This is a genomic window from Pseudomonas sp. B19(2017) (genome assembly GCF_002113165.1).
Lineage (GTDB): Bacteria > Pseudomonadota > Gammaproteobacteria > Pseudomonadales > Pseudomonadaceae > Aquipseudomonas.
The window spans coordinates 178333-198279 of the sequence record NZ_NEJR01000007.1 but is presented as its reverse complement, the minus strand read 5'-3'; the positions used below and the strand labels follow the sequence as shown (position 1 = coordinate 198279).

At 64.4% G+C, this 19947-nt stretch carries 18 protein-coding genes; 16 read left to right on the top strand and 2 right to left on the bottom strand.

The annotated features are described in order from the left end of the window. Window positions 1-12: 12 nt before the first annotated feature. The 15 genes from paaG (at window position 13) to CAF70_RS27580 (ending at window position 14998) form a co-directional block, all read left to right on the top strand. Complete coding sequence (paaG, locus tag CAF70_RS12825) at window positions 13-804, top strand: 2-(1,2-epoxy-1,2-dihydrophenyl)acetyl-CoA isomerase PaaG (protein WP_085625099.1); 792 nt, start codon at window positions 13-15, stop codon at window positions 802-804. A 2-nt stretch (window positions 805-806) separates the two neighbouring features. Then, complete coding sequence (gene paaH / locus CAF70_RS12820) at window positions 807-2324, top strand: 3-hydroxyacyl-CoA dehydrogenase PaaH (protein WP_085625097.1); 1518 nt, start codon at window positions 807-809, stop codon at window positions 2322-2324. Further along, window positions 2317-2757: a hydroxyphenylacetyl-CoA thioesterase PaaI gene (gene paaI / locus CAF70_RS12815; RefSeq protein ID WP_085625095.1), complete on the top strand. Its 441-nt coding sequence runs from the start codon at window positions 2317-2319 to the stop codon at window positions 2755-2757. The genes paaH and paaI overlap by 8 nt, the downstream gene beginning before the upstream one ends. Further along, window positions 2750-3970: a 3-oxoadipyl-CoA thiolase gene (pcaF, locus tag CAF70_RS12810; protein WP_085625093.1), complete on the top strand. Its 1221-nt coding sequence runs from the start codon at window positions 2750-2752 to the stop codon at window positions 3968-3970. The genes paaI and pcaF overlap by 8 nt, the downstream gene beginning before the upstream one ends. 121 nt (window positions 3971-4091) lie before the next feature. After that, complete coding sequence (gene paaK / locus CAF70_RS12805; protein ID WP_085625090.1) at window positions 4092-5411, top strand: phenylacetate--CoA ligase PaaK; 1320 nt, start codon at window positions 4092-4094, stop codon at window positions 5409-5411. A 257-nt stretch (window positions 5412-5668) separates the two neighbouring features. Then, window positions 5669-6658, top strand: coding sequence for a 1,2-phenylacetyl-CoA epoxidase subunit PaaA (paaA, locus tag CAF70_RS12800; RefSeq protein WP_015270325.1), 990 nt, complete (start codon window positions 5669-5671; stop codon window positions 6656-6658). A 25-nt stretch (window positions 6659-6683) separates the two neighbouring features. Further along, window positions 6684-6965, top strand: a complete 282-nt coding sequence (paaB, locus tag CAF70_RS12795) for a 1,2-phenylacetyl-CoA epoxidase subunit PaaB (protein WP_085625088.1) — start codon at window positions 6684-6686, stop codon at window positions 6963-6965. Window positions 6966-6973: 8 nt separating this feature from the next. Then, the gene (gene paaC, locus CAF70_RS12790) at window positions 6974-7732 is read left to right on the top strand and encodes a 1,2-phenylacetyl-CoA epoxidase subunit PaaC (RefSeq protein WP_085625086.1); all 759 of its coding nucleotides are present in this window, start codon (window positions 6974-6976) and stop codon (window positions 7730-7732) included. Continuing rightward, complete coding sequence (gene paaD / locus CAF70_RS12785) at window positions 7719-8252, top strand: 1,2-phenylacetyl-CoA epoxidase subunit PaaD (protein ID WP_085625083.1); 534 nt, start codon at window positions 7719-7721, stop codon at window positions 8250-8252. The genes paaC and paaD overlap by 14 nt, the downstream gene beginning before the upstream one ends. 15 nt (window positions 8253-8267) lie before the next feature. Further along, window positions 8268-9344: a 1,2-phenylacetyl-CoA epoxidase subunit PaaE gene (paaE, locus tag CAF70_RS12780; RefSeq protein ID WP_085625081.1), complete on the top strand. Its 1077-nt coding sequence runs from the start codon at window positions 8268-8270 to the stop codon at window positions 9342-9344. A gap of 169 nt (window positions 9345-9513) precedes the next feature. Beyond that, window positions 9514-9822: a DUF485 domain-containing protein gene (locus CAF70_RS12775; RefSeq protein WP_004376242.1), complete on the top strand. Its 309-nt coding sequence runs from the start codon at window positions 9514-9516 to the stop codon at window positions 9820-9822. Next, a complete protein-coding gene (locus CAF70_RS12770; RefSeq protein WP_371915953.1) occupies window positions 9717-11381 on the top strand; it encodes a cation acetate symporter in 1665 nt (554 codons plus the stop codon). The genes CAF70_RS12775 and CAF70_RS12770 overlap by 106 nt, the downstream gene beginning before the upstream one ends. Before the next feature lie 40 nt (window positions 11382-11421). Beyond that, window positions 11422-12654 (top strand): OprD family porin, encoded by a 1233-nt coding sequence (locus CAF70_RS12765; RefSeq protein ID WP_085625077.1) that lies wholly within the window; start codon window positions 11422-11424, stop codon window positions 12652-12654. A gap of 28 nt (window positions 12655-12682) precedes the next feature. After that, complete coding sequence (gene paaZ, locus CAF70_RS12760; protein WP_085625075.1) at window positions 12683-14734, top strand: phenylacetic acid degradation bifunctional protein PaaZ; 2052 nt, start codon at window positions 12683-12685, stop codon at window positions 14732-14734. A gap of 93 nt (window positions 14735-14827) precedes the next feature. After that, window positions 14828-14998 carry a hypothetical protein gene (locus CAF70_RS27580; protein ID WP_158090312.1) on the top strand — a complete coding sequence of 57 codons (171 nt, stop codon included), beginning with the start codon at window positions 14828-14830 and terminating at the stop codon, window positions 14996-14998. Window positions 14999-15179: 181 nt separating this feature from the next. Here CAF70_RS27580 and CAF70_RS12755 read toward each other — a convergent pair whose 3' ends face one another. Both CAF70_RS12755 and CAF70_RS12750 read right to left on the bottom strand, forming a co-directional pair. Then, window positions 15180-15449 carry a DUF6555 family protein gene (locus CAF70_RS12755; RefSeq protein WP_085625073.1) on the bottom strand — a complete coding sequence of 90 codons (270 nt, stop codon included), beginning with the start codon at window positions 15447-15449 and terminating at the stop codon, window positions 15180-15182. Window positions 15450-15618: 169 nt separating this feature from the next. Then, on the bottom strand, window positions 15619-15828 hold the full coding sequence (locus tag CAF70_RS12750) for a general stress protein (protein ID WP_085625071.1): 210 nt from the start codon (window positions 15826-15828) through the stop codon (window positions 15619-15621). Between the two features lie 277 nt (window positions 15829-16105). On the opposite strand from CAF70_RS12750, the gene CAF70_RS12745 reads away from it, so the two are divergent. Beyond that, a complete protein-coding gene (locus CAF70_RS12745; protein ID WP_085625069.1) occupies window positions 16106-19888 on the top strand; it encodes a CheR family methyltransferase in 3783 nt (1260 codons plus the stop codon). Window positions 19889-19947: the final 59 nt, after the last annotated feature.

Below are 19947 nucleotides of genomic sequence, written 5' to 3'. Positions count from 1 at the left end.
AGCGAGTCTGTCATGCCTTTCCAGCACATTCTGTTTTCCATCGAGGACGGCGTCGCCCTCCTCTCGTTGAATCGCCCCGAACAGCTGAACAGCTTCAATACCGCCATGCACCTGGAAGTGCGTGAGGCGCTCAAGCACGTGCGCCAGAGCGGCGAAGCGCGAGTGTTGTTGCTGACTGCCGAAGGCCGTGGTTTCTGCGCCGGCCAGGACCTGTCCGATCGCAACGTCGCCCCGGGCGCCGAAATGCCGGACCTGGGCGAATCGATCGACAAGTTCTACAACCCGCTGGTACGCACTCTGCGCGACCTGCCGCTGCCGGTGGTCTGTGCGGTCAACGGTGTGGCTGCCGGCGCCGGTGCCAACATCCCGCTGGCCTGCGACCTGGTGCTGGCCGCCCGCTCGGCCAGCTTCATCCAGGCCTTCTGCAAGATCGGCCTGGTACCCGACTCCGGCGGCACCTGGCTGCTGCCACGCCTGGTCGGCATGGCGCGGGCCAAGGCCCTGGCCATGCTCGGCGAGCGCCTGGGCGCCGAACAGGCCCAGCAATGGGGGTTGATCCACCGTGTAGTGGACGATGCCGCACTGCGCGACGAGGCCCTCACCCTCGCCCGCCAGCTCGCCGCCCAGCCTACCTACGGCCTGGCCCTGATCAAGCGCGCCCTCAACGCCAGTTTCGACAACGGTTTCGATCAGCAGCTGGAGCTGGAGCGCGACCTGCAGCGCCTGGCCGGGCGCAGCGAGGACTACCGCGAAGGCGTGAGTGCCTTCATGAACAAGCGCATACCGGCATTCAAGGGGCGTTGATCATGAGCGCACTCACAAGCAATGCGCAGGTGGCGGTGATCGGTGCGGGCGCCATGGGCGCTGGCATCGCCCAGGTCGCGGCGCAGGCTGGCCACCCGGTAAAGCTCTACGACAACCGTCCCGGCGCTGCTGCCCAGGCGGTGGCCGGTATAGACCGGCAACTGGCCCGCCTGGTGGAAAAAGGCAAGTTGCAGGCTGCCGAGCGAGAGGCGATCAGCGCCCGCCTGTGCCCGGTGGACGCCCTCGAAGCCCTGGCCGATGCCGGGCTTGTGATCGAGGCCATCGTCGAGAACCTACAGGTCAAACAGGCGCTATTCAGCCAGCTTGAAGCCCTGTGCGCCACTGACTGCATCCTCGCCAGCAACACCTCGTCACTGTCCATCACTGGTCTGGCTGCCGGGCTGCAACGCCCGCACCAGGTGGTCGGCATGCACTTCTTCAACCCGGCGCCGCTGATGGCCCTGGTCGAAGTGGTTTCAGGCCTGGCCACTGCCCCGGCCGTTGCCGCGTGCATTCATGCTACAGCCCTGGCCTGGGGCAAGCAGCCGGTGCACACGCGCTCCACGCCGGGTTTCATCGTCAACCGTGTGGCACGGCCGTTCTACGCTGAAAGCCTGCGCCTGCTGCAGGAAGGCGCGGCCGATTGCGCCAGCCTCGATGCGCTGCTGCGTGATGCCGGCGGTTTTCGCATGGGGGCGTTCGAACTTACCGACCTGATCGGCCACGATGTCAATTACGCGGTAACCTGCTCCGTTTTCGATGCGTTCTATGGCGACTTCCGCTTCCAGCCTTCGCTGCTGCAAAAAGAGCTGGTGGATGCGGGCCGGCTCGGGCGCAAGACCGGCCAAGGCTTCTATAGCTATACCGAAGGATCCGAACGCCCACAGCCAGCTGAACTGCAAAGCTGCGCCGTGGCCGAAGCGTGCGTCGTCGAAGGCGACCTGGGGGTGATGCAGCCGCTGGTGGAGCGCCTGCGCCAGAATGGCGTCGCCGTGACCCGGCGCGCCGGCTGCGGCCTGATCCAGGTGGGCGATGCCACCCTGGCACTGTCCGATGGCCGCCTGGCCAGCCAGCGCGCCCGCGAAGACGGCGTGCGCAACCTGGTGCTGCTTGACCTGGCCCTCGACTACGCCACCGCCACCCGCCTCGCCATCAGCTGGTCGGCCGACACCAGCGACAATGCCCGCAACCAGGCGGTTGCGCTGCTGCAGCGCGCCGGTCTGAAGGTAACGGCGGTCGCTGACCTGCCCGGGCTGGTGGTGCTGCGTACCGTAGCGATGCTCGCCAACGAGGCCGCCGACGCCGTGCTGCAAGGGGTCGGCAGCGCCGCCGACATCGACCTGGCCATGTGTGCCGGCGTCAATTACCCCCGCGGCCCGCTGGCCTGGGCCGCGAGCATCGGCATCTCCCACACCCTGCGTGTGCTCGACAACCTGCAGCGCAGCTACGGCGAGAGCCGCTACCGCCCTTCCCTGCTGTTACGCCGCTGCGAAGCCACAGGAGGCACCCTGCATGACTGAAGTCGAACTGGCACAAGCCTGTGCCGATGCCATGTACGCCCGCGACCAGGCCACCCAGGGCCTGGGCATCCGCCTGCTGGAAGCCGGCCCGGGCCAGGCATGCCTGCGCATGCCGGTACGCGCCGAGATGATCCAGGGGCATGGCACCTGCCATGGCGGCTTCCTGTTCGCCCTGGCCGACTCGGCGTTTGCCTTCGCCTGCAACAGTTACGACCAGGCCACCGTCGCCCTGGGCTGCAGCATCGACTACCTGGCACCGGCGCTGCGCGATGACGTGCTTACCGCCCGCGCCAGCGAGGTCAGCCGCAAGGGCCGCACCGGCCTGTACCACGTCCGCATCGAGAACCAGCGCGGCGAGCTGGTGGCGATGTTCCAAGGCAAGTCCTACAAAGTGCGCGGCACCGTGCTGGCGCAGGAGACGCAAGATGACTGAACACACCCTGGCCGATGCCCTGATCATCGACGCCGTGCGCACCCCCATTGGTCGTTATGCCGGCGCATTGAGCAGCGTGCGCACCGATGACCTGGCCGCCATTCCGCTCAAGGCCCTGATCCAGCGCCACCCTGAACTGGACTGGCAAGCCATCGACGACGTCATCCTTGGCTGTGCCAACCAGGCTGGCGAGGACAACCGCAACGTTGCGCACATGGCCAGCTTGCTGGCCGGGCTGCCGATCGAAGTGCCGGGCACCACCATCAACCGCCTGTGTGGTTCCGGCCTGGACGCCATCGGCAATGCGGCCCGCGCCCTGCGCTGCGGCGAAGCCGGGCTGATGCTGGCCGGCGGCGTGGAGTCGATGTCGCGCGCGCCGTTCGTCATGGGCAAGTCCGAGCAGGCGTTCGGCCGCACAGCCGAACTGTTCGACACCACCATTGGCTGGCGTTTCGTCAACCCGCGCATGAAGGAAGCCTTCGGCACCGACTCGATGCCGGAAACGGCCGAGAACGTTGCGCAACAGTTCGGTATTTCCCGCGCCGATCAGGACGCCTTTGCCCTGCGCAGCCAGCACAGGGCCGCCGCCGCCCAGGCACGCGGCCGCCTGGCGCGGGAAATCGTGCCGGTCGAGATCGCGCAGCGCAAAGGCCCGGCCAAAGTGGTCGAGCACGACGAACATCCCCGCGGGGACACCACCCTGGAGCAGCTGGCCAGGCTTGGCACCCCATTCCGCGACGGCGGCAGCGTGACCGCCGGCAATGCCTCCGGGGTAAACGACGGTGCCTGCGCCCTGCTGCTGGCCAGCAGCGCCGCCGCTCGCCGCCATGGCCTGAAGGCCCGCGGCCGCATCGTCGGCATGGCCGTGGCCGGGGTCGAACCCAGGTTGATGGGTATCGGCCCGGTGCCGGCAACCCGCAAGGTGCTGGCGCTTACCGGGCTGACGCTGGCCGACATGGACGTCATCGAACTCAACGAGGCCTTTGCCGCCCAGGGCCTGGCGGTACTGCGCGAGCTAGGCCTGGCCGACGATGACGAGCGGGTCAACCGCAACGGCGGTGCCATCGCCCTGGGCCATCCATTGGGCATGAGCGGCGCACGCCTGGTCACCACCGCGTTGCACGAGCTGGAAGAAACTGCCGGACGCTACGCCCTGTGCACCATGTGCATCGGCGTCGGCCAAGGCATCGCGATGGTCATCGAGCGCCTCTGAGCGGCTCGGACCATCGGCGTGTTACCGAACCGAACGCAGCCGTATATGCTGCTTCCATGACACTCACCACGCGACCCGTAACCGGTACCGCGCGGCGTACAAGAACAATTCGAGTGAAGCCATGAACATGTACCATGATGCCGATCGTGCCCTGTTGGACCCGATGGAAACCGCCAGTGTCGACGCCTTGCGCCAGCACCAGCTGGAGCGCTTGCGCTGGAGCCTGAAGCACGCCTATGACAACGTGCCGCTGTATCGCCAGCGCTTTGCCGAGTGCGGCGCCCACCCCGACGACCTCAAGTGCCTCGAGGACCTGGCGAAGTTCCCCTTCACCGGAAAGAACGACCTGCGCGACAACTACCCCTACGGGATGTTCGCCGTACCCCAGCAGGAGGTGGTGCGCCTGCACGCCTCCAGCGGCACCACCGGCAAGCCGACCGTGGTCGGCTACACCCAGAACGACATCGACACCTGGGCCAATGTGGTCGCTCGTTCGATCCGCGCCGCAGGTGGGCGCAAGGGTGACAAGGTGCATGTTTCCTACGGCTACGGCCTGTTCACCGGCGGGCTTGGCGCGCATTACGGGGCCGAGCGCCTGGGCTGTACGGTAATCCCCATGTCCGGTGGCCAGACCGAGAAGCAGGTGCAGCTGATTCGCGACTTCCAGCCCGACATCATCATGGTCACCCCCTCCTACATGCTCAACCTTGCCGACGAGATAGAGCGCCAGGGCATCGACCCGCAAGACCTCAAGCTGCGCCTGGGTATATTCGGTGCCGAGCCATGGACCGACGAGCTGCGCCGTTCTATCGAGCAACGGTTGGGTATCGATGCCCTCGACATTTATGGCCTTTCGGAAATCATGGGGCCTGGGGTGGCGATGGAGTGCATCGAAACCAAGGATGGCCCGACCATCTGGGAAGATCACTTCTACCCCGAGATCATCGACCCAGTTACCGGCGCGGTGCTGCCGGACGGCCAACTGGGCGAACTGGTGTTCACCTCGCTGACCAAGGAAGCGTTGCCAATGGTGCGCTACCGCACGCGTGACCTCACTCGCCTGCTGCCCGGCACCGCACGGCCGATGCGCCGGATCGGCAAGATCACCGGCCGCAGCGATGACATGCTGATCATTCGCGGGGTCAACGTGTTCCCGACACAGATCGAGGAACAGGTCTTGAAAATAAAACAGCTTTCAGAACTTTATGAGATTCATCTGTATCGCAATGGCAACCTGGACAGTGTCGAGGTGCATGTGGAACTGCGTGCCGAGTGCCAGCACCTCGATGAAGCCCAGCGCAAGCTTGTGGTCGGCGAACTGAGCAAACAGATCAAGACCTACATTGGCATCAGCACCCAGGTGCACCTGCAGCCCTGCGGCGCGCTCAAGCGTTCCGAGGGCAAGGCTTGCCACGTGTTCGACAAACGGTTGGCCAGCTGATTCATTCGGCTGCCTTTCGGCCCCGGCATTGTCCGGGGCTTTTTTTTTGCGTTTTTTCGGCTGGCCTCTTCGCGGGCTCGCCCGCTCCCACAGGAAATGAAGTGAAGCCTAGGCTTGCGCGGTCTCTGTGGGAGCGGGCAGGCCCGCGAAGAGGCCGGAATGTGATACACAAATATTATTTGATACACATAAAACTGTTTGACGTTATGTTTTGTATCGCTTACAAATGACTCATGCCTTAGCAGGAGTCGCAGCACATGTACGCACAGCTAGTGGAAACCGGAGTCAAGCGGGTCAAGTCACTGGAAGAGATGTCGCCCGAAGAGCGCAACTTCCAGGAAAAGATCGACGCCGAAATCAAGATCGAAGCCAAGAACTGGATGCCCGAGGCCTATCGCCAGACCTTGATCCGGCAGATCTCCCAGCACGCCCACTCGGAAATCGTCGGCATGCTCCCCGAAGGCAATTGGGTCACCCGCGCCCCCAGCCTCAAGCGCAAGCTGCAGCTGATGGCCAAGATCCAGGACGAAGCCGGCCACGGCCTGTACCTGTACAGCGCCATGGAAACCCTGGGCGCCGACCGTGACGAAGAAATCGCCAAGCTGCACAGCGGCAAGGCCAAGTACTCGAGCATTTTCAACTACCCCACCCTTAGCTGGGCCGACATGGGCGCCGTGGGCTGGCTGGTGGATGGCGCCGCCATCGTCAACCAGGTGGTGCTGCAGCGCACCTCCTACGGCCCGTACTCGCGCGCCATGATCCGCATCTGCAAGGAAGAGAGCTTCCACCAGCGCCAGGGCTACGAAATCCTCCTGACCATGATGCGCCACGGCACCCAAGCCCAGCGGGACATGGTCCAGGACGCGATAAACCGCCTGTGGTGGCCGGCCCTGATGATGTTCGGCCCCAGCGACGAGCATTCCCCCAACAGCGCCCAGTCCATGGCCTGGAAAATCAAGCGCCAGACCAACGATGAACTGCGCCAGCGCTTCATCGACCAGACCGTGCCGCAGCTCGAACTGCTCGGCTGCACCGCCCCCGACCCCGAGCTGAAGTGGAATGCCGAGCGCGGCCACTACGACTTCGGCGAAATCCAGTGGGACGAGTTCTACGAAGTGATCAAGGGCAATGGCCCATGCAATCAGGAACGTGTCGCCACCCGGCGCAAGGCCATTGAGGACGGTGCCTGGGTACGCGAGGCCGCCGTGGCCTACGCGCGCAAGCAACAGAACAAGAACGCCGCCTGAGCGGCGATTGATGCGGAGATCGAAAATGTCAGTCTGGACCCTCTACGAAGTGTTCGTGCGCAGCAAGCACGGCCTTAACCACAAGCATGTCGGCAGCGTGCACGCCGCCGATGCCGCCATGGCTATCGAAAACGCCCGCGAGCTGTACACCCGCCGCAGCGAAGGCGTGAGCCTGTGGGTGGTGCCTTCGGTACTGATCACCGCCTCTTCCCCGGACGAGAAAGACCCGCTGTTCGCCCCGGCAGACGACAAGGTCTACCGCCATGCCAGCTTCTACGAACTGCCCGACGAAGTCGGACACATGTGAGGTTGGCCATGCACAACGAAGCTCTTGTCCCCTACCTGCTGCTGCTCGGCGATAGTGCCCTGGTGCAGGGCCAGCGCCTTTGCGAATGGTGCGGCCGCGCACCGGCCATCGAAGAAGAACTGGCCCTGATGAACGTCGGTCTCGACCTGGTCGGCCAGGCGCGCAACTGGCTGGACTATGCCGCCGAGCTGCTCGATGACGGCCGTGACGCCGACGCCCTGGCCTTCCGCCGTGACGAGCGGGCCTATCGCAACCTGCTGCTGGTCGAACAGCCCAACGGCGATTTCGCCGTGACCATGACCAAGCAGTTCTTTTATGACGCCTGGCATTTCGCCGTGCTTCAGGGCCTGGTCGGCTCGAACGACGAGCGTATCGCCGGTATCGCCGGCAAGGCCCTGAAGGAAGTCACCTACCACCTGCGCCGCTCCAGCGAGTGGGTACAACGGCTGGGCGGGGGCACCGAAGAAAGCCGCCAACGCATGCTCGCGGCCATTCCGGCGCTGTGGCGTTTCACTGTCGAACTGGCCGCCGGTAGCGACAATGAAGTGCTCCTGGCGCAAGCAGGTGTCGCTGCAGACCCCGCCGCCGTCGGCGCGGCCTGGCTCAAGCAGGTTGGCGAGACCTTCGCTTCGGTCGAGCTGCCGCTGCCCAAGGCCGCCAGCCACTTTTACCTGGACGGTCGCAAAGGCCTGCACACCGAGCACCTGGGCCTGCTGCTGGCCGAGATGCAGTTCCTGCCGAGGGCGTACCCCGATGCAACCTGGTGAGCTGATTGCCGGCGACCGTGGCGCCCGCGCGCCACGCGGCGACGACCTGGCCCGAGCCTGGGCGGTACTGGCCCAGGTCATGGACCCGGAAGTGCCCGTGGTCAGCGTGGTCGATCTGGGGATCGTGCGCGACCTCGGCTGGCACGGCGGCCACCTGCACCTGGTCGTCACGCCGACCTACTCCGGTTGCCCGGCCACCGAGGTGATCGAGGGCGATATCCGCCAGGCGCTGGAGCAGGCCGGTTTTCCCGCGCCGGTTCTTGAGCGCCGGCTGACCCCGGCCTGGAGCACCGACTGGATCAGCGAACTGGGCCGCGAGCGCCTGCGCGCCTACGGCATCGCCCCGCCACAGGGCAGCGCCAGCAAGCGCAGCCTGCTCGGCGAGGCGCTCCAGGTGTGCTGCCCGCAGTGCGGCAGCGCCCATACCGAATTGCTCAGCCAGTTCGGCTCCACGGCCTGCAAGGCGCTGTACCGCTGCCGCGAGTGCCTGGAGCCGTTCGACTATTTCAAATGCATTTGAGCCGTGGAGAATGCCATGAGCCAGTTTCACAGCCTTACCATCAAGCAAGTGCGTAACGAGACCCGCGATGCGGTGTCGATTGCCTTCGACGTACCCGAGCACCTGAAGGCACAGTTCCGTTTCACCCAGGGCCAGTACCTGGTCATGCGTACCCAACTGGACAACGAAGAAGTCCGCCGTTCCTATTCCATTTGCAGCGCCGTGCAGGACGGCGAGCTGCGTGTGGCGGTAAAGCGCGTGCCTGGCGGGCGTTTCTCGGCATTTGCCAATGACCTGCTCAAGGCCGGCCAGCAGCTGGACGTGATGCCGCCGTCGGGCAGCTTCTTCGTGCCGCTCGATCCGGCCCGCCGGGGCAACTACCTCGGCGTGGCTGCCGGCAGCGGCATTACCCCGATTTTGTCGATCATCGCCACGACGCTGGCCAGTGAACCAGAAAGCCGCTTCACCTTGCTGTACGGCAACCGCTCCAGCTCCGGCGCACTGTTCCGCGACAAGCTGGAAGACCTGAAAAACCGTTACCTCGACCGCCTGAACCTGATTTTCGTGTTCAGCCGCGAACAACAGGATGTCGACCTGTACAACGGTCGCATCGATGCCGACAAGTGCGGGCAGTTGTTCTCGCGCTGGCTGGACGTTGCCAGCCTGGATGCAGCGTTCATCTGCGGCCCGCAGGCAATGACCGAGACCGTACGCGACAGCCTGCGTGCCAATGGCCTGGCCAAGGAACGCATCCATTTCGAGCTGTTTGCCGCCGCCGGTAATGAAGCCCGTCGTGAAGCCCGCGAGGCCGCGCGCCAGGTGGACTCGGCGCTCAGCCACATCACCGTGATCAGCGACGGCCGCGCCCTCACCTTCGACCTGCCACGCAACACCCGGAACGTGCTGGACGCCGGCAACGCCATCGGCGCCGAACTGCCTTATTCGTGCAAAGCCGGCGTGTGCTCGACCTGCAAGTGCCGGGTTATCGAGGGCGAAGTGGAAATGGACAGCAACCATGCCCTGGAGGACTACGAAGTAGCGGCCGGGTATGTGCTGTCGTGCCAGAGCTACCCGGTGAGCGACAAGGTGGTCCTCGATTTCGACCAACTCTGAAACCGCGTCGCCTTTTTCGCAGGCGCGCCCGCTCCCACAGGAATAGCACAAGCCTCAGGCACACCGCCGCACCTGTGGGAGCGGGCATGCCCGCGAAGAGGCCCTGAGCAACACCGCAACACCCGCGTGACCTCAACAAAACAATTACAACACCCAGAGATCGCAACCCATGACACCCGAACGCATCGAAAGCATCGCCAACCACCCCGACTTCCAGCACCTGGTGCAGCGCAAACGCCGCCTCAACGGCAGCCTGACCCTGGCCATGCTGGTGATCTACTACGGCTTCGTCCTGCTGGTGGCGTTTTCCCCCAGCACCCTCGGCCAGTCCCTCAGCGGTGGCGTCACCACCGTCGGCATGCTGGTGGGCGTATTGATGGTGCTGCTGTCCTTCGCCCTGACCGGTATCTACGTGCACCGCGCCAACAACGTGCTCGACCCGCTCAACGACAAGGTCAAGCAGGAGTGCGCACAATGAACTGGACCGCCATCTCGATGTTCATGGTGTTCGTCTGCTTCACCCTGCTGGTCACCCGCTGGGCCGCCATGCGCACCCGCTCGGCCAGCGACTTCTACACCGCCGGCGGTGGCCTGACCGGCATGCAGAACGGCCTGGCGATCGCCGGTGACATGATCAGTGCCGCATCGTTCCTGGGCATTTCGGCGATGATGTTCATGAACGGCTACGACGGCCTGCTGTATGCCCTGGGCGTACTGGCCGGCTGGCCGATCATCCTGTTCCTGATTGCCGAACGCCTGCGTAACCTGGGCAAGTACACCTTCGCCGACGTGGTCAGCTACCGCCTGGCGCAAACCCCGGTGCGCCTGACCTCGGCCTTTGGCACGCTGGTGGTGGCGCTGATGTACCTGGTGGCGCAGATGGTCGGTGCCGGCAAGCTGATCGAACTGCTGTTCGGCATCAGCTACCTGTACGCGGTGATGCTGGTCGGCGTGCTGATGGTCGCCTACGTCACCTTCGGCGGCATGCTCGCCACCACCTGGGTACAGATCATCAAGGCGGTAATGCTGCTGTCGGGCACCAGCTTCATGGCCTTCATGGTGCTCAAGCATTTCGGCTTCAGCACCGAGGTGATGTTCGCCAGCGCCGTGGCCGTGCATGCCAAGGGCCAGGCGATCATGGCCCCGGGCGGCTTGCTGTCCAACCCGGTGGATGCCATTTCCCTGGGCCTGGGCATGATGTTCGGGACCGCCGGGCTGCCGCATATCCTGATGCGTTTCTTCACCGTCAGCGATGCCAAGGAAGCGCGCAAGAGCGTGTTCTATGCCACCGGGTTCATCGGCTACTTCTACCTGCTGCTGATCGTCATCGGCTTTGGTGCCATCGTCATGGTCGGCACCGAGCCGTCCTACCGTGACGCCACCGGCGCGATCATCGGCGGCGGCAACATGGTCGCTGTGCACCTGGCCCAGGCCGTGGGTGGCAATCTGTTCCTCGGCTTCATCTCCGCCGTTGCCTTCGCCACCATCCTGGCGGTGGTCGCCGGCCTGGCGCTGTCCGGTGCATCGGCAGTTTCCCACGACCTGTATGCCTGCGTGGTGCGCCAGGGCAAAGCCAGCGAGCAGGAGGAAATGCGCGTGTCGCGTCTCGCCACCCTGCTGATCGGCCTGCTGGCGGTCATTCTTGGCCTGATGTTCGAGTCGCAGAACATCGCGTTCCTCTCCGGCCTGGTGCTGGCCGTGGCCGCGTCGGTCAACTTCCCGGTGCTGCTGCTCTCGATGTTCTGGAAAGGCCTGACCACCCGCGGCGCGGTGTGCGGCAGCATGGCCGGCCTGGTCTCGGCGGTGCTGCTGGTGGTGCTGGGCCCGGCGGTGTGGGTCAACGTGCTGCATAACGAAACAGCGCTGTTCCCCTACAGCAACCCGGCGCTGTTCTCCATGAGCCTGGCCTTCCTCGGCGCCTGGGTGTTCTCCGTCACCGACAGCTCCGAACGCGCCAGCCAGGAACGTGGCCGCTACCTGGCCCAGTTCATCCGCTCCATGACCGGAATCGGCGCTGCCGGCGCCAGCAAGCACTGACCATCAGGGAAGAACAACCATGTCGGGTAAAACAACAACAATGAACCGCACGCACTTCATTTCGGCCGCCTGGCTGGCCACCCTCGCCCTGCCGCTGCCGGCCATGGCAGATTTCATCGGCGACAGCCACGCCCGGCTTGAGCTGCGCAACCACTACCTCAACCGCGACTTCCGCCAGAGCAACGCGCCGCAGGCCAAGGCCGAGGAATGGGGCCAGGGCTTTACCGCCAAGCTGGAGTCGGGCTTCACCGACGGCCCGGTCGGCTTTGGTGTCGACGCCATGGGCCAGCTGGGCATCAAGCTCGACTCCAGCCGCGACCGCCGCAATACCGGCCTGCTGCCGTTCGGCCCGAACAGCCACGAACCGGTCGATGACTACAGCGAACTGGGCCTGACCGGCAAGGTGCGGGTGGCCAAGAGCACCCTGCGCCTGGGTACCTTGCAACCGATCCTGCCGGTGGTGGTGTACAACGACACCCGCCTGCTGGCCTCCACGTTCCAAGGTGGGCTGCTCACCAGCCAGGACCTGGCCGGCCTGACCTTCAACGCTGGCCGCCTGACCAAGGCCAACCTGCGTGATTCCTCTGGCCGCGACGACATCGGCTACGGCGCCGCCAGCAGCGACCACCTGGACTTCGGTGGCGGCAGCTACGCCATCACCCCGCAAACCAGCGTCAGCTATTACTACGCCAAGCTCGAAGACATCTACCGCCAGCAGTTCGTCGGCCTGATCGATACCCGCCCACTGGGCGAAGGCGTGAGCCTGCGCACCGACCTGCGCTACTTCGACAGCCGCAACGACGGCGCCGAGCGTGCCGGCAACATCGACAACCGCAACTTCAACGCCATGTTCACCCTCGGCGTACGGGCCCACAAGTTCACCGCGGCCTGGCAGCAGATGTCCGGCGACAGTGCCTTCCCGTTCGTGAACGGCGGCGACCCGTTCACCGTCAACCTGGTCACCTACAACACTTTCACCCGCGCCGGGCTGGACTCCTGGCAAGTGCGCTACGACTACGACTTCGTCGCCATGGGTATCCCCGGCCTGAGCTTCATGACCCGCTACACCGATGGCCGCCACGCCGAAACCGCCACCGTCAGCAATGGCCGTGAGCGTGAGCGCGACACCGACATCACCTACGTCATCCAGAGCGGCCCGTTCAAGGACGTCAGCCTGCGCTGGCGCAACGTCACCTTCCGTTCCGGCAATGGCCTGACCAACGCCGTGGACGAAAACCGCCTGATCATCGGCTACACCGTGGCGCTGTGGTAACAGCGCCCCTCAGCATTTGGAGAACAGCATGTCTGCCGCCCCTACCCTGCAAAGCTTCATCGCCGGCCGCTGGCTTGGCCAGCACGGCGCCCAGGCGCTGCGCAGCGCCCTGGATGGCCACGTCCTGGCCTACAGCCACGAAGAACGCCCGGATTTCGCCGAGGCCGTGGACTTTGCCCGTGGCCGTGGCCTGGCCACGCTGATGGCCATTGACTTCCAGCAGCGCGCCGCGCGCCTGAAGGCACTGGCCCTGTACCTGGCCGAGCGCAAGGAACAGCTCTACGCCCTGTCCCACCACAGCGGCGCCACCCGTGCCGACAGCTGGATCGACATCGAAGGCGGCAACGCCACGCTGTTCTCCTATGCCGGCATTGGCAGCCGTGAGTTGCCGTCGGGCAACCTGGTGCATGAAGGCCCGGCCATCCCCTTGGGCAAGCAAGGCCATTTCGCCGGCAGCCACATCCTGGTGCCGCGCGCCGGCGTGGCGGTGCACATCAACGCCTTCAACTTCCCCATCTGGGGCATGCTGGAGAAGTTCGCCCCGACCTTCCTCGCCGGCATGCCGTGCATCGTCAAGCCGGCAACCTCGACCAGCTACCTGACCGAGGCCGTGGTGCGCCTGATGAATGCATCCGGGTTGTTGCCCGAAGGCAGCCTGCAACTGGTGATCGGCAGCACCGGCGACCTGCTCGACCGCCTGCAGGGCCAGGACGTGGTGACCTTCACCGGCTCCGCCGACACCGCCGCCAAATTGCGTGTCACGCCGAACCTGGTGCGCAACTCGGTGCCGTTCACCGCCGAAGCCGATTCGCTCAATTGCGCCATCCTCGGCCCGGACGTGACCCCGGACAGCGAAGAGTTCGACTTGTACATCAAGGAGGTGGTCCGTGAAATGACCACCAAGGCCGGGCAGAAATGCACCGCCATTCGCCGCGCCATCGTACCGGCCAGGCACATCGACGCCGTTGCCACGCGCCTGCGCGAGCGGCTGGCCAAGGTAGTGGTCGGCGACCCGTCACTGGAAGGTGTGCGCATGGGCGCCCTTGCCTCCCACGACCAGCAGCACGACGTGGCCGAGCGGGTGCGCAACCTGCTGCACAGCTGCGACCAGCTGTTCGGCGCCAGCGATGGTTTTGCGCCGCGTGGCGAGGGTGTGGCCGAGGGCGCGTTCTTTGCCCCGACCCTGCTGCTGGCCCGCGACCCGCATGCAGAAGGCGGTGCCCACGATATCGAAGCGTTCGGCCCGGTCAGCACGCTGATGGCCTATGAAGACCTCGATGAAGCCCTGGTGCTGGCCGCACGAGGCAAAGGCAGCCTGGTGGCGACCTTGGTCACCGCCGACCGCAGCGTGGCAGCCAAGGCCATCCCGGTGGCCGCCGCCTGGCATGGCCGTCTGCTGGTACTCGACAGCGAGGCGGCCAAGGAATCCACGGGGCATGGCTCGCCATTGCCGCAGCTCAAGCACGGGGGCCCGGGCCGCGCGGGTGGTGGTGAAGAGCTGGGTGGCCTGCGTGCCGTCAAACATTACCTGCAGCGTGCCGCAATACAGGGTTCGCCGAGCATGCTGACCGCGGTAACCGGCGAATACGTGCGCGGTGGCGAAGTGATCGAAACCGAAGTGCACCCGTTCCGCCGCTACTTCGAGCAGTTGCGCATCGGCGAGTCGCTGCTCACCCACCGACGCACTGTGACCGAAGCCGACCTGGTCAACTTCGGTTGCCTGTCGGGTGACCATTTCTACATGCATTTCGACGAGATCGCCGCCAAGGAATCGCAGTTCGGCAAGCGCATCGCCCACGGCTATTTCGTGTTGTCGGCAGCGGCCGGGTTGTTCGTCTCCCCGGGTGCTGGCCCGGTACTGGCCAACTACGGCCTGGATACGCTGCGCTTCATCAACCCGGTGGGCATCGGTGACACCATTCAGGCGCGCCTGACCTGCAAGCGCAAGATCGACCAGGGCAAGACCAGCCCGCTGGGCCAGCCCCAGGGCGTGGTGGCATGGGATGTGGAGGTGACCAACCAGCTGGGCGAGCTGGTCGCCAGCTACGACATTCTCACCCTGGTGCTGAAAAAGCCCTGACGCTACCTTTGGTCAGGTGCGGTCGGCAGTCAATCGACCTCTCCTGGCCGTTGCCACTCTCATTCAATGAGCACCGAACACGAGGATTGCCAGATGAATGACTTACCGAGGATGGGCGGTGGCAGCGTACAGGATGACTGGCCAGAGCTCGAGCCGGACCGGCGCAATGACCGCGCAGATGACCCGGATGCCGACCCAAATGTGACTGATGACGAAGAAAACCGCCCGGGCGTACCGGCCAGCGACCCCGAATCCGGTGCCTGACACTCATGACCAGACGGCCAGCGCAATCCTGTAGGAGCGGCCTTGTGTCGCGAAAGGGCTGCACAGCAGCCCCAGTAATTTCAGCTGTTGCGCATCGATCCAGGGGCCGCGTTGCGGCCCTTTCGCGACACAAGGCCGCTCCTACAGGGATCGCGCCAACTTTGAAATTTGAGTCGGGGAATCACATCGTCGCCGCAGGCCCGCCCGCCGACTGGTTCGGCTTGCTGCCGGATACCCGCCAGCTCACCGCAGTAATCCCGTAGCGCTCGGCCATCGGCCTGCTGACTTTCCTGATTTTTTCGCGCCCGAACTTGGGAATGATGCCAATGCCCGCATCGCAACTTGCCCAGTGCCAGGCCTCGGCATTGTCCAGCTTCTCCAGACGAATGATGAAACTGCGCGGCTGGCCATGCAGTTGGTAGTCGATGATGTATAGCTGTGGGCCAGGCATCGCAGGGGCCTCCTTTTCTCCATGGATGACACCCTGGTTGATCGGGGCATGGCCAGAAGATTCAATAAAATTGACGAGCGATAGTTAGCAGAGGTTTTGCAGCCTCGCTACGCAGTGTTTTACCGGCACCTGGCCCCTGCGGGTGCCGGGTGTCCGGCACCCCTTCAACTCACTGCTGGCGGCCGCCGCCGTGGCTGTTCTGGCCGCCTTTGCGACCGGCCTCCGATGCCCGTTGGCGGTCGTTGGCGAAGTTGCCCCCGGAAGCCTGGCCGCCTTTGTGCCCCGCGCGGGAGGCACGTTCCCGGTCATTGGCAAAATTGCCTGGGTTGGTTTCCTTGGTGCCGCCGCGCTGGCTGGCTCGCTCTTGATCCTGCGCCATGTGGTATCTCCTTGCGATGGTTGGCTGGTCGCATGAATGGTTGCCATGCCTAGGTTCCGAGCCGCCGATCACAGACTCTGCTCAATGGTTTTGCCGACAACTGACCAGTGGCACCAAACACAGGCCGGCAAAAGGTTTGGGCCGCGGATGCAGGCAGTCGCACTTTCCTGTGCCGGCAGAGGTCTCAACGGCATGGCGACGGCATATAATCCCGCCACACACACGCCCGATGATGTTGCTCAGGGCGGAACGTTCCGGTCTTTACAAGGCTCCGTCCATGAAGTCGTCCCCCAAGCAACCTGCCTCGCCCCAGAACCCGGCGCTCAGCCCTAGCCACCTGGATTTCCCGGTGGTGGGCATCGGTGCTTCGGCAGGCGGCCTGGAGGCGATCTGTACGCTGTTCCGGCAAATGCCCGGCGATTGCGGCATGGCCTTCGTCGTGGTCTTGCACCTGTCCCCCGACCACCAGAGCATCGCCGATCGCATCATCCAGGACACCACGCCAATGCCGGTGCGCCAGGTGACCGAGCCGGTGCCGATCGAGCGCAATCACATCTACGTGATCTCACCGGCCAATCGCCTGTCCACCAACGATGGCTACCTGCGCGTAACCCCGGCCAACCGGCGCCGGGGCGACCATGTCGCCATCGACCTGTTCTTCCGTGACCTGGCTGACGTGCACAAGGACCACGCCTTCTGCGTGGTGTTGTCCGGTACCGGTGCCGATGGCGCCGTGGGCCTGTCGCGGATCAAGGAGCAAGGCGGCGTGACCCTGGCGCAAACCCCGGACGACGCCCTGTACGACAGCATGCCGCGCGCCGCCATCGAGACCGGCATGGTCGACCTGGTGCTGCCGGCGGCAGAAATGGCGCAGAAACTGCTCGAACTGTGGCGCAATGCCCGTCAGGTCAGGCTCCCGGAAATTGACGACGACACCTTGCCACCGGCCTTGGGCACCCGTGCCGGGGACGCCCAGGCCTGCGAGCCGATGCTCGAGGAAATCCTGCTGCAATTGCGCAGCAACACCGGCCACGACTTCCAGCACTACAAGCGCGCCACCGTGCTGCGGCGCATCGAGCGTCGCCTGCATGTGACCGGGCAAGCAGACCTGAAGGCCTACCTGCACTATCTGGAGCAACATCCCGCGGAATCCAGTGCGTTGCTGGCCGACATGCTGATTGGTGTAACCAATTTCTTCCGCGATCGTGAGGCCTTCGAAGCCTTGGAGCGCTATGTACTGCCACAGTTGGCCTGCGAACGCGACATGGCCGACGGCGCGGACCAGGTCCGCGTCTGGTCGGCTGGCTGCTCCACCGGTGAAGAGGCCTATAGCCTGGCCATACTGGTTTGCGAGCAGCTGGCGCTGGAACGGCGCGCGCACAAGGTACAAGTGTTCGCCACTGACCTGGACGAACGCGCAATAGGCATCGCGCGCAGTGGCGCTTACCCCGAATCGATCGTCACCGACGTGCCGCCCAGCCGGTTGCGCCAGTTCTTCCTCAAGGAAGACCAGCATTACCGGGTGCGCAAAGAGGTGCGCGAGAAGGTGCTGTTCGCCCGCCACAATTTGCTGTCGGACCCACCGTTCTCGCAGATCGACCTGATCGTCTGCCGCAACCTGCTGATCTACCTCGACCGCGAGGTACAGCGTGACATCCTGCAGATGTTCCACTTTGCCTTGCGTCCGGGTGGCTACCTGTTCCTCGGTTCATCCGAGTCGGCCGATGTCGCCAGCGAACTGTTCGCCCCGGTGGACAAACGCAACCGCATTTTCCGCGCACTCGATGCCAGCAACAGCGGCCGCCACTCCAGGCGCCAGTTGCCTGGTACTGCTGTCACCCGTAAACCACCGGAAACACTGGCCAAAGCCAAGCCCGGCCGCACCCCTTCCTTCGCCGAGCTGCATCATCGCGCCCTGGCCAGTCGCATGCCACCCAGCCTGATCGTCGATACCGACGGCAATATCCTGCACATGAGCGAAGGCGTGGGGCGGTTCTTGCAACTGGTCGCTGGCGAACCAAGCCGCAGCCTGCTCAACCTGGTGCTACCGCCCCTGCGCCTGGCCCTGCGCAGCACCTTGTTCCAGGCGCGGCAAGGGGTAGAGGCAGTGACCTCGCGACCTGTCGAACTGACGGATACCGCGGACAAACTGCAGGTGGAAATCACCGTGCAGCCGTACAAGGATGATCCCGGCGGCAGCGATTGCCTGCTGGTCGTATTCGAAGAGCGCACGCCCGATCCGTCCTTGCCGATACCGGGCAGCATCCGCCAGACCGACAGCATGGTCCTGCACAACCTCGAACGCGAACTGCAGCGCACGCGCCTGCAACTGCAGGAAACCATCGAGCAGTCCGAAGTATCCAGCGAGGAGCTGACAGCCTCCAACGAAGAGATGCAGGCCATCAACGAGGAGTTGCGATCAGCCAGTGAAGAACTGGAAACCAGCAAGGAAGAGCTGCAGTCGATCAACGAAGAGTTACTCACGGTCAACTACGAGCTGAAGAACAAGGTCGAAGAAACCGACAAGGTCAACGACTACCTCAGCAACCTGATCGCCTGTACCGAGATCGCTACGGTGTTCGTCGACCGCAACCTGCATATCCGCTGGTTCACGCCGCGCGCCACCGACCTGTTCAACATGCTGCCGGTCGATACCGGCCGTTCCCTGCTCGACATCACCCACCGCCTGGATTATCCGGCACTGGCCGACGATGCCCGCGCCGTGGCCCAGGGCGAGAACATCATCGAGCGTAAAATCGCTGGCCAGGGCGATCACTGGTACCTGGCTCGCCTGCTGCCCTACCGCTCCAGCGAACAGAAAATCGACGGCACGGTGCTGACCTTCATCGATATCAGCAGCAGCCATGCGGCCGAGGAACGCGTGCGCCAGGGCGAAGAGCGCCTGAGCAAGCAGTTGGCCGAGTCGCAGAGCAGCAGCCACATGAAGGATGAGTTCTTCGCCATCATGTCCCACGAGCTCAAGCACCCCCTCAACCTGATCCAGCTCAATGCCGAAATCCTGCGCCGCCTGCCGTCGCTCAAGAGTATCAGTGCAGCGAGCAAGGCCGTGGCTACCATCTGCGACGCGGTAACCAGCCAGGCGCGGATCATCGACGACCTGCTGGATGTAGCGCGCATTCGCACCGGCAAACTGAAACTCAAGACGGAGCCTGTGGACCTGCTTGCCGTCCTGCAGGGCATCCATGGCGTGGTCGTGAGCGAGCAGCACCCCTGCACGGTTCGCCTGGAACTGCCCGCCGACAACCAGCCGGTGATGATCGAGGGTGACGTTACCCGCCTTGAGCAGATCATCTGGAACCTGCTGAACAACGCACTCAAGTTCAGCCCGGCAGGCAGTGAGATACGCCTGGTGCTGAGCCACGACGAAGACCATGCGCGCCTGCAGGTGATCGACCATGGCATAGGCCTGAGCCACGACAGCCTCGAGCACATCTTCGACCTGTTCAGCCAGGCTACACCGCAACAGGCCAGCCACAGTCGCGAGGGCCTGGGCATCGGCCTGTCGCTGGTACGGCAACTGGTCGAGGCCCATGGCGGTAGCGTACGCGCCACCTCCCCGGGGCTTGGCCTGGGCTGTACCTTTACGGTCACCCTGGCCCTTGGCGAAATGCAGCACCCGCAGTGTGCGCAGGGTTCGGAACCACCGAGCGAGGGCCGCCTGAATGGAATACGCGTGTTGCTGGTGGATGACTCCGCAGAGGTGCTGGCGGTGATGCAGGAGCTGCTGGAAATGGAGAACGCCATTGTCAATGCCTTCAGCAAGCCACGTGAAGCCCTGGAAGCCGCTGCCGGTGAGGAGTACGACATCATCCTGTCCGACATCGGCATGCCGGTGATGGACGGCCATGCGTTGATCAAGGCCTTGCGTGCCTATGTGCACCTGCGCCATACCCCTGCCATCGCGCTGACCGGCTATGGCGCCAGCGCCGACCAGTACAAATCACGCCAGTCGGGCTTCGACCGGCACCTGAACAAGCCGGTGGGCTACGACGAGCTGGTCGAGGCCATCGAAGCCTTGAGCGGCTCGGTGCCTTACTGACCACTGGTCAGTTTCAACGCAACGTTTATTGCTGCCGGGGGCCGAAACTTCATGGAATG

What these genes read in the sequence shown, in the direction of transcription:
- paaG (WP_085625099.1), top strand. Translation starts at nt 13, where the DNA reads ATGCCTTTCCAGCACATTCTGTTTTCCATCGAGGACGGCGTCGCCCTC.
- paaH (WP_085625097.1), top strand. Translation starts at nt 807, where the DNA reads ATGAGCGCACTCACAAGCAATGCGCAGGTGGCGGTGATCGGTGCGGGC.
- paaI (WP_085625095.1), top strand. Translation starts at nt 2,317, where the DNA reads ATGACTGAAGTCGAACTGGCACAAGCCTGTGCCGATGCCATGTACGCC.
- pcaF (WP_085625093.1), top strand. Translation starts at nt 2,750, where the DNA reads ATGACTGAACACACCCTGGCCGATGCCCTGATCATCGACGCCGTGCGC.
- paaK (WP_085625090.1), top strand. Translation starts at nt 4,092, where the DNA reads ATGAACATGTACCATGATGCCGATCGTGCCCTGTTGGACCCGATGGAA.
- paaA (WP_015270325.1), top strand. Translation starts at nt 5,669, where the DNA reads ATGTACGCACAGCTAGTGGAAACCGGAGTCAAGCGGGTCAAGTCACTG.
- paaB (WP_085625088.1), top strand. Translation starts at nt 6,684, where the DNA reads ATGTCAGTCTGGACCCTCTACGAAGTGTTCGTGCGCAGCAAGCACGGC.
- paaC (WP_085625086.1), top strand. Translation starts at nt 6,974, where the DNA reads ATGCACAACGAAGCTCTTGTCCCCTACCTGCTGCTGCTCGGCGATAGT.
- paaD (WP_085625083.1), top strand. Translation starts at nt 7,719, where the DNA reads ATGCAACCTGGTGAGCTGATTGCCGGCGACCGTGGCGCCCGCGCGCCA.
- paaE (WP_085625081.1), top strand. Translation starts at nt 8,268, where the DNA reads ATGAGCCAGTTTCACAGCCTTACCATCAAGCAAGTGCGTAACGAGACC.
- CAF70_RS12775 (WP_004376242.1), top strand. Translation starts at nt 9,514, where the DNA reads ATGACACCCGAACGCATCGAAAGCATCGCCAACCACCCCGACTTCCAG.
- CAF70_RS12765 (WP_085625077.1), top strand. Translation starts at nt 11,422, where the DNA reads ATGAACCGCACGCACTTCATTTCGGCCGCCTGGCTGGCCACCCTCGCC.
- paaZ (WP_085625075.1), top strand. Translation starts at nt 12,683, where the DNA reads ATGTCTGCCGCCCCTACCCTGCAAAGCTTCATCGCCGGCCGCTGGCTT.
- CAF70_RS27580 (WP_158090312.1), top strand. Translation starts at nt 14,828, where the DNA reads ATGAATGACTTACCGAGGATGGGCGGTGGCAGCGTACAGGATGACTGG.
- CAF70_RS12755 (WP_085625073.1), bottom strand. Translation starts at nt 15,449, where the DNA reads ATGCCTGGCCCACAGCTATACATCATCGACTACCAACTGCATGGCCAG.
- CAF70_RS12750 (WP_085625071.1), bottom strand. Translation starts at nt 15,828, where the DNA reads ATGGCGCAGGATCAAGAGCGAGCCAGCCAGCGCGGCGGCACCAAGGAA.
- CAF70_RS12745 (WP_085625069.1), top strand. Translation starts at nt 16,106, where the DNA reads ATGAAGTCGTCCCCCAAGCAACCTGCCTCGCCCCAGAACCCGGCGCTC.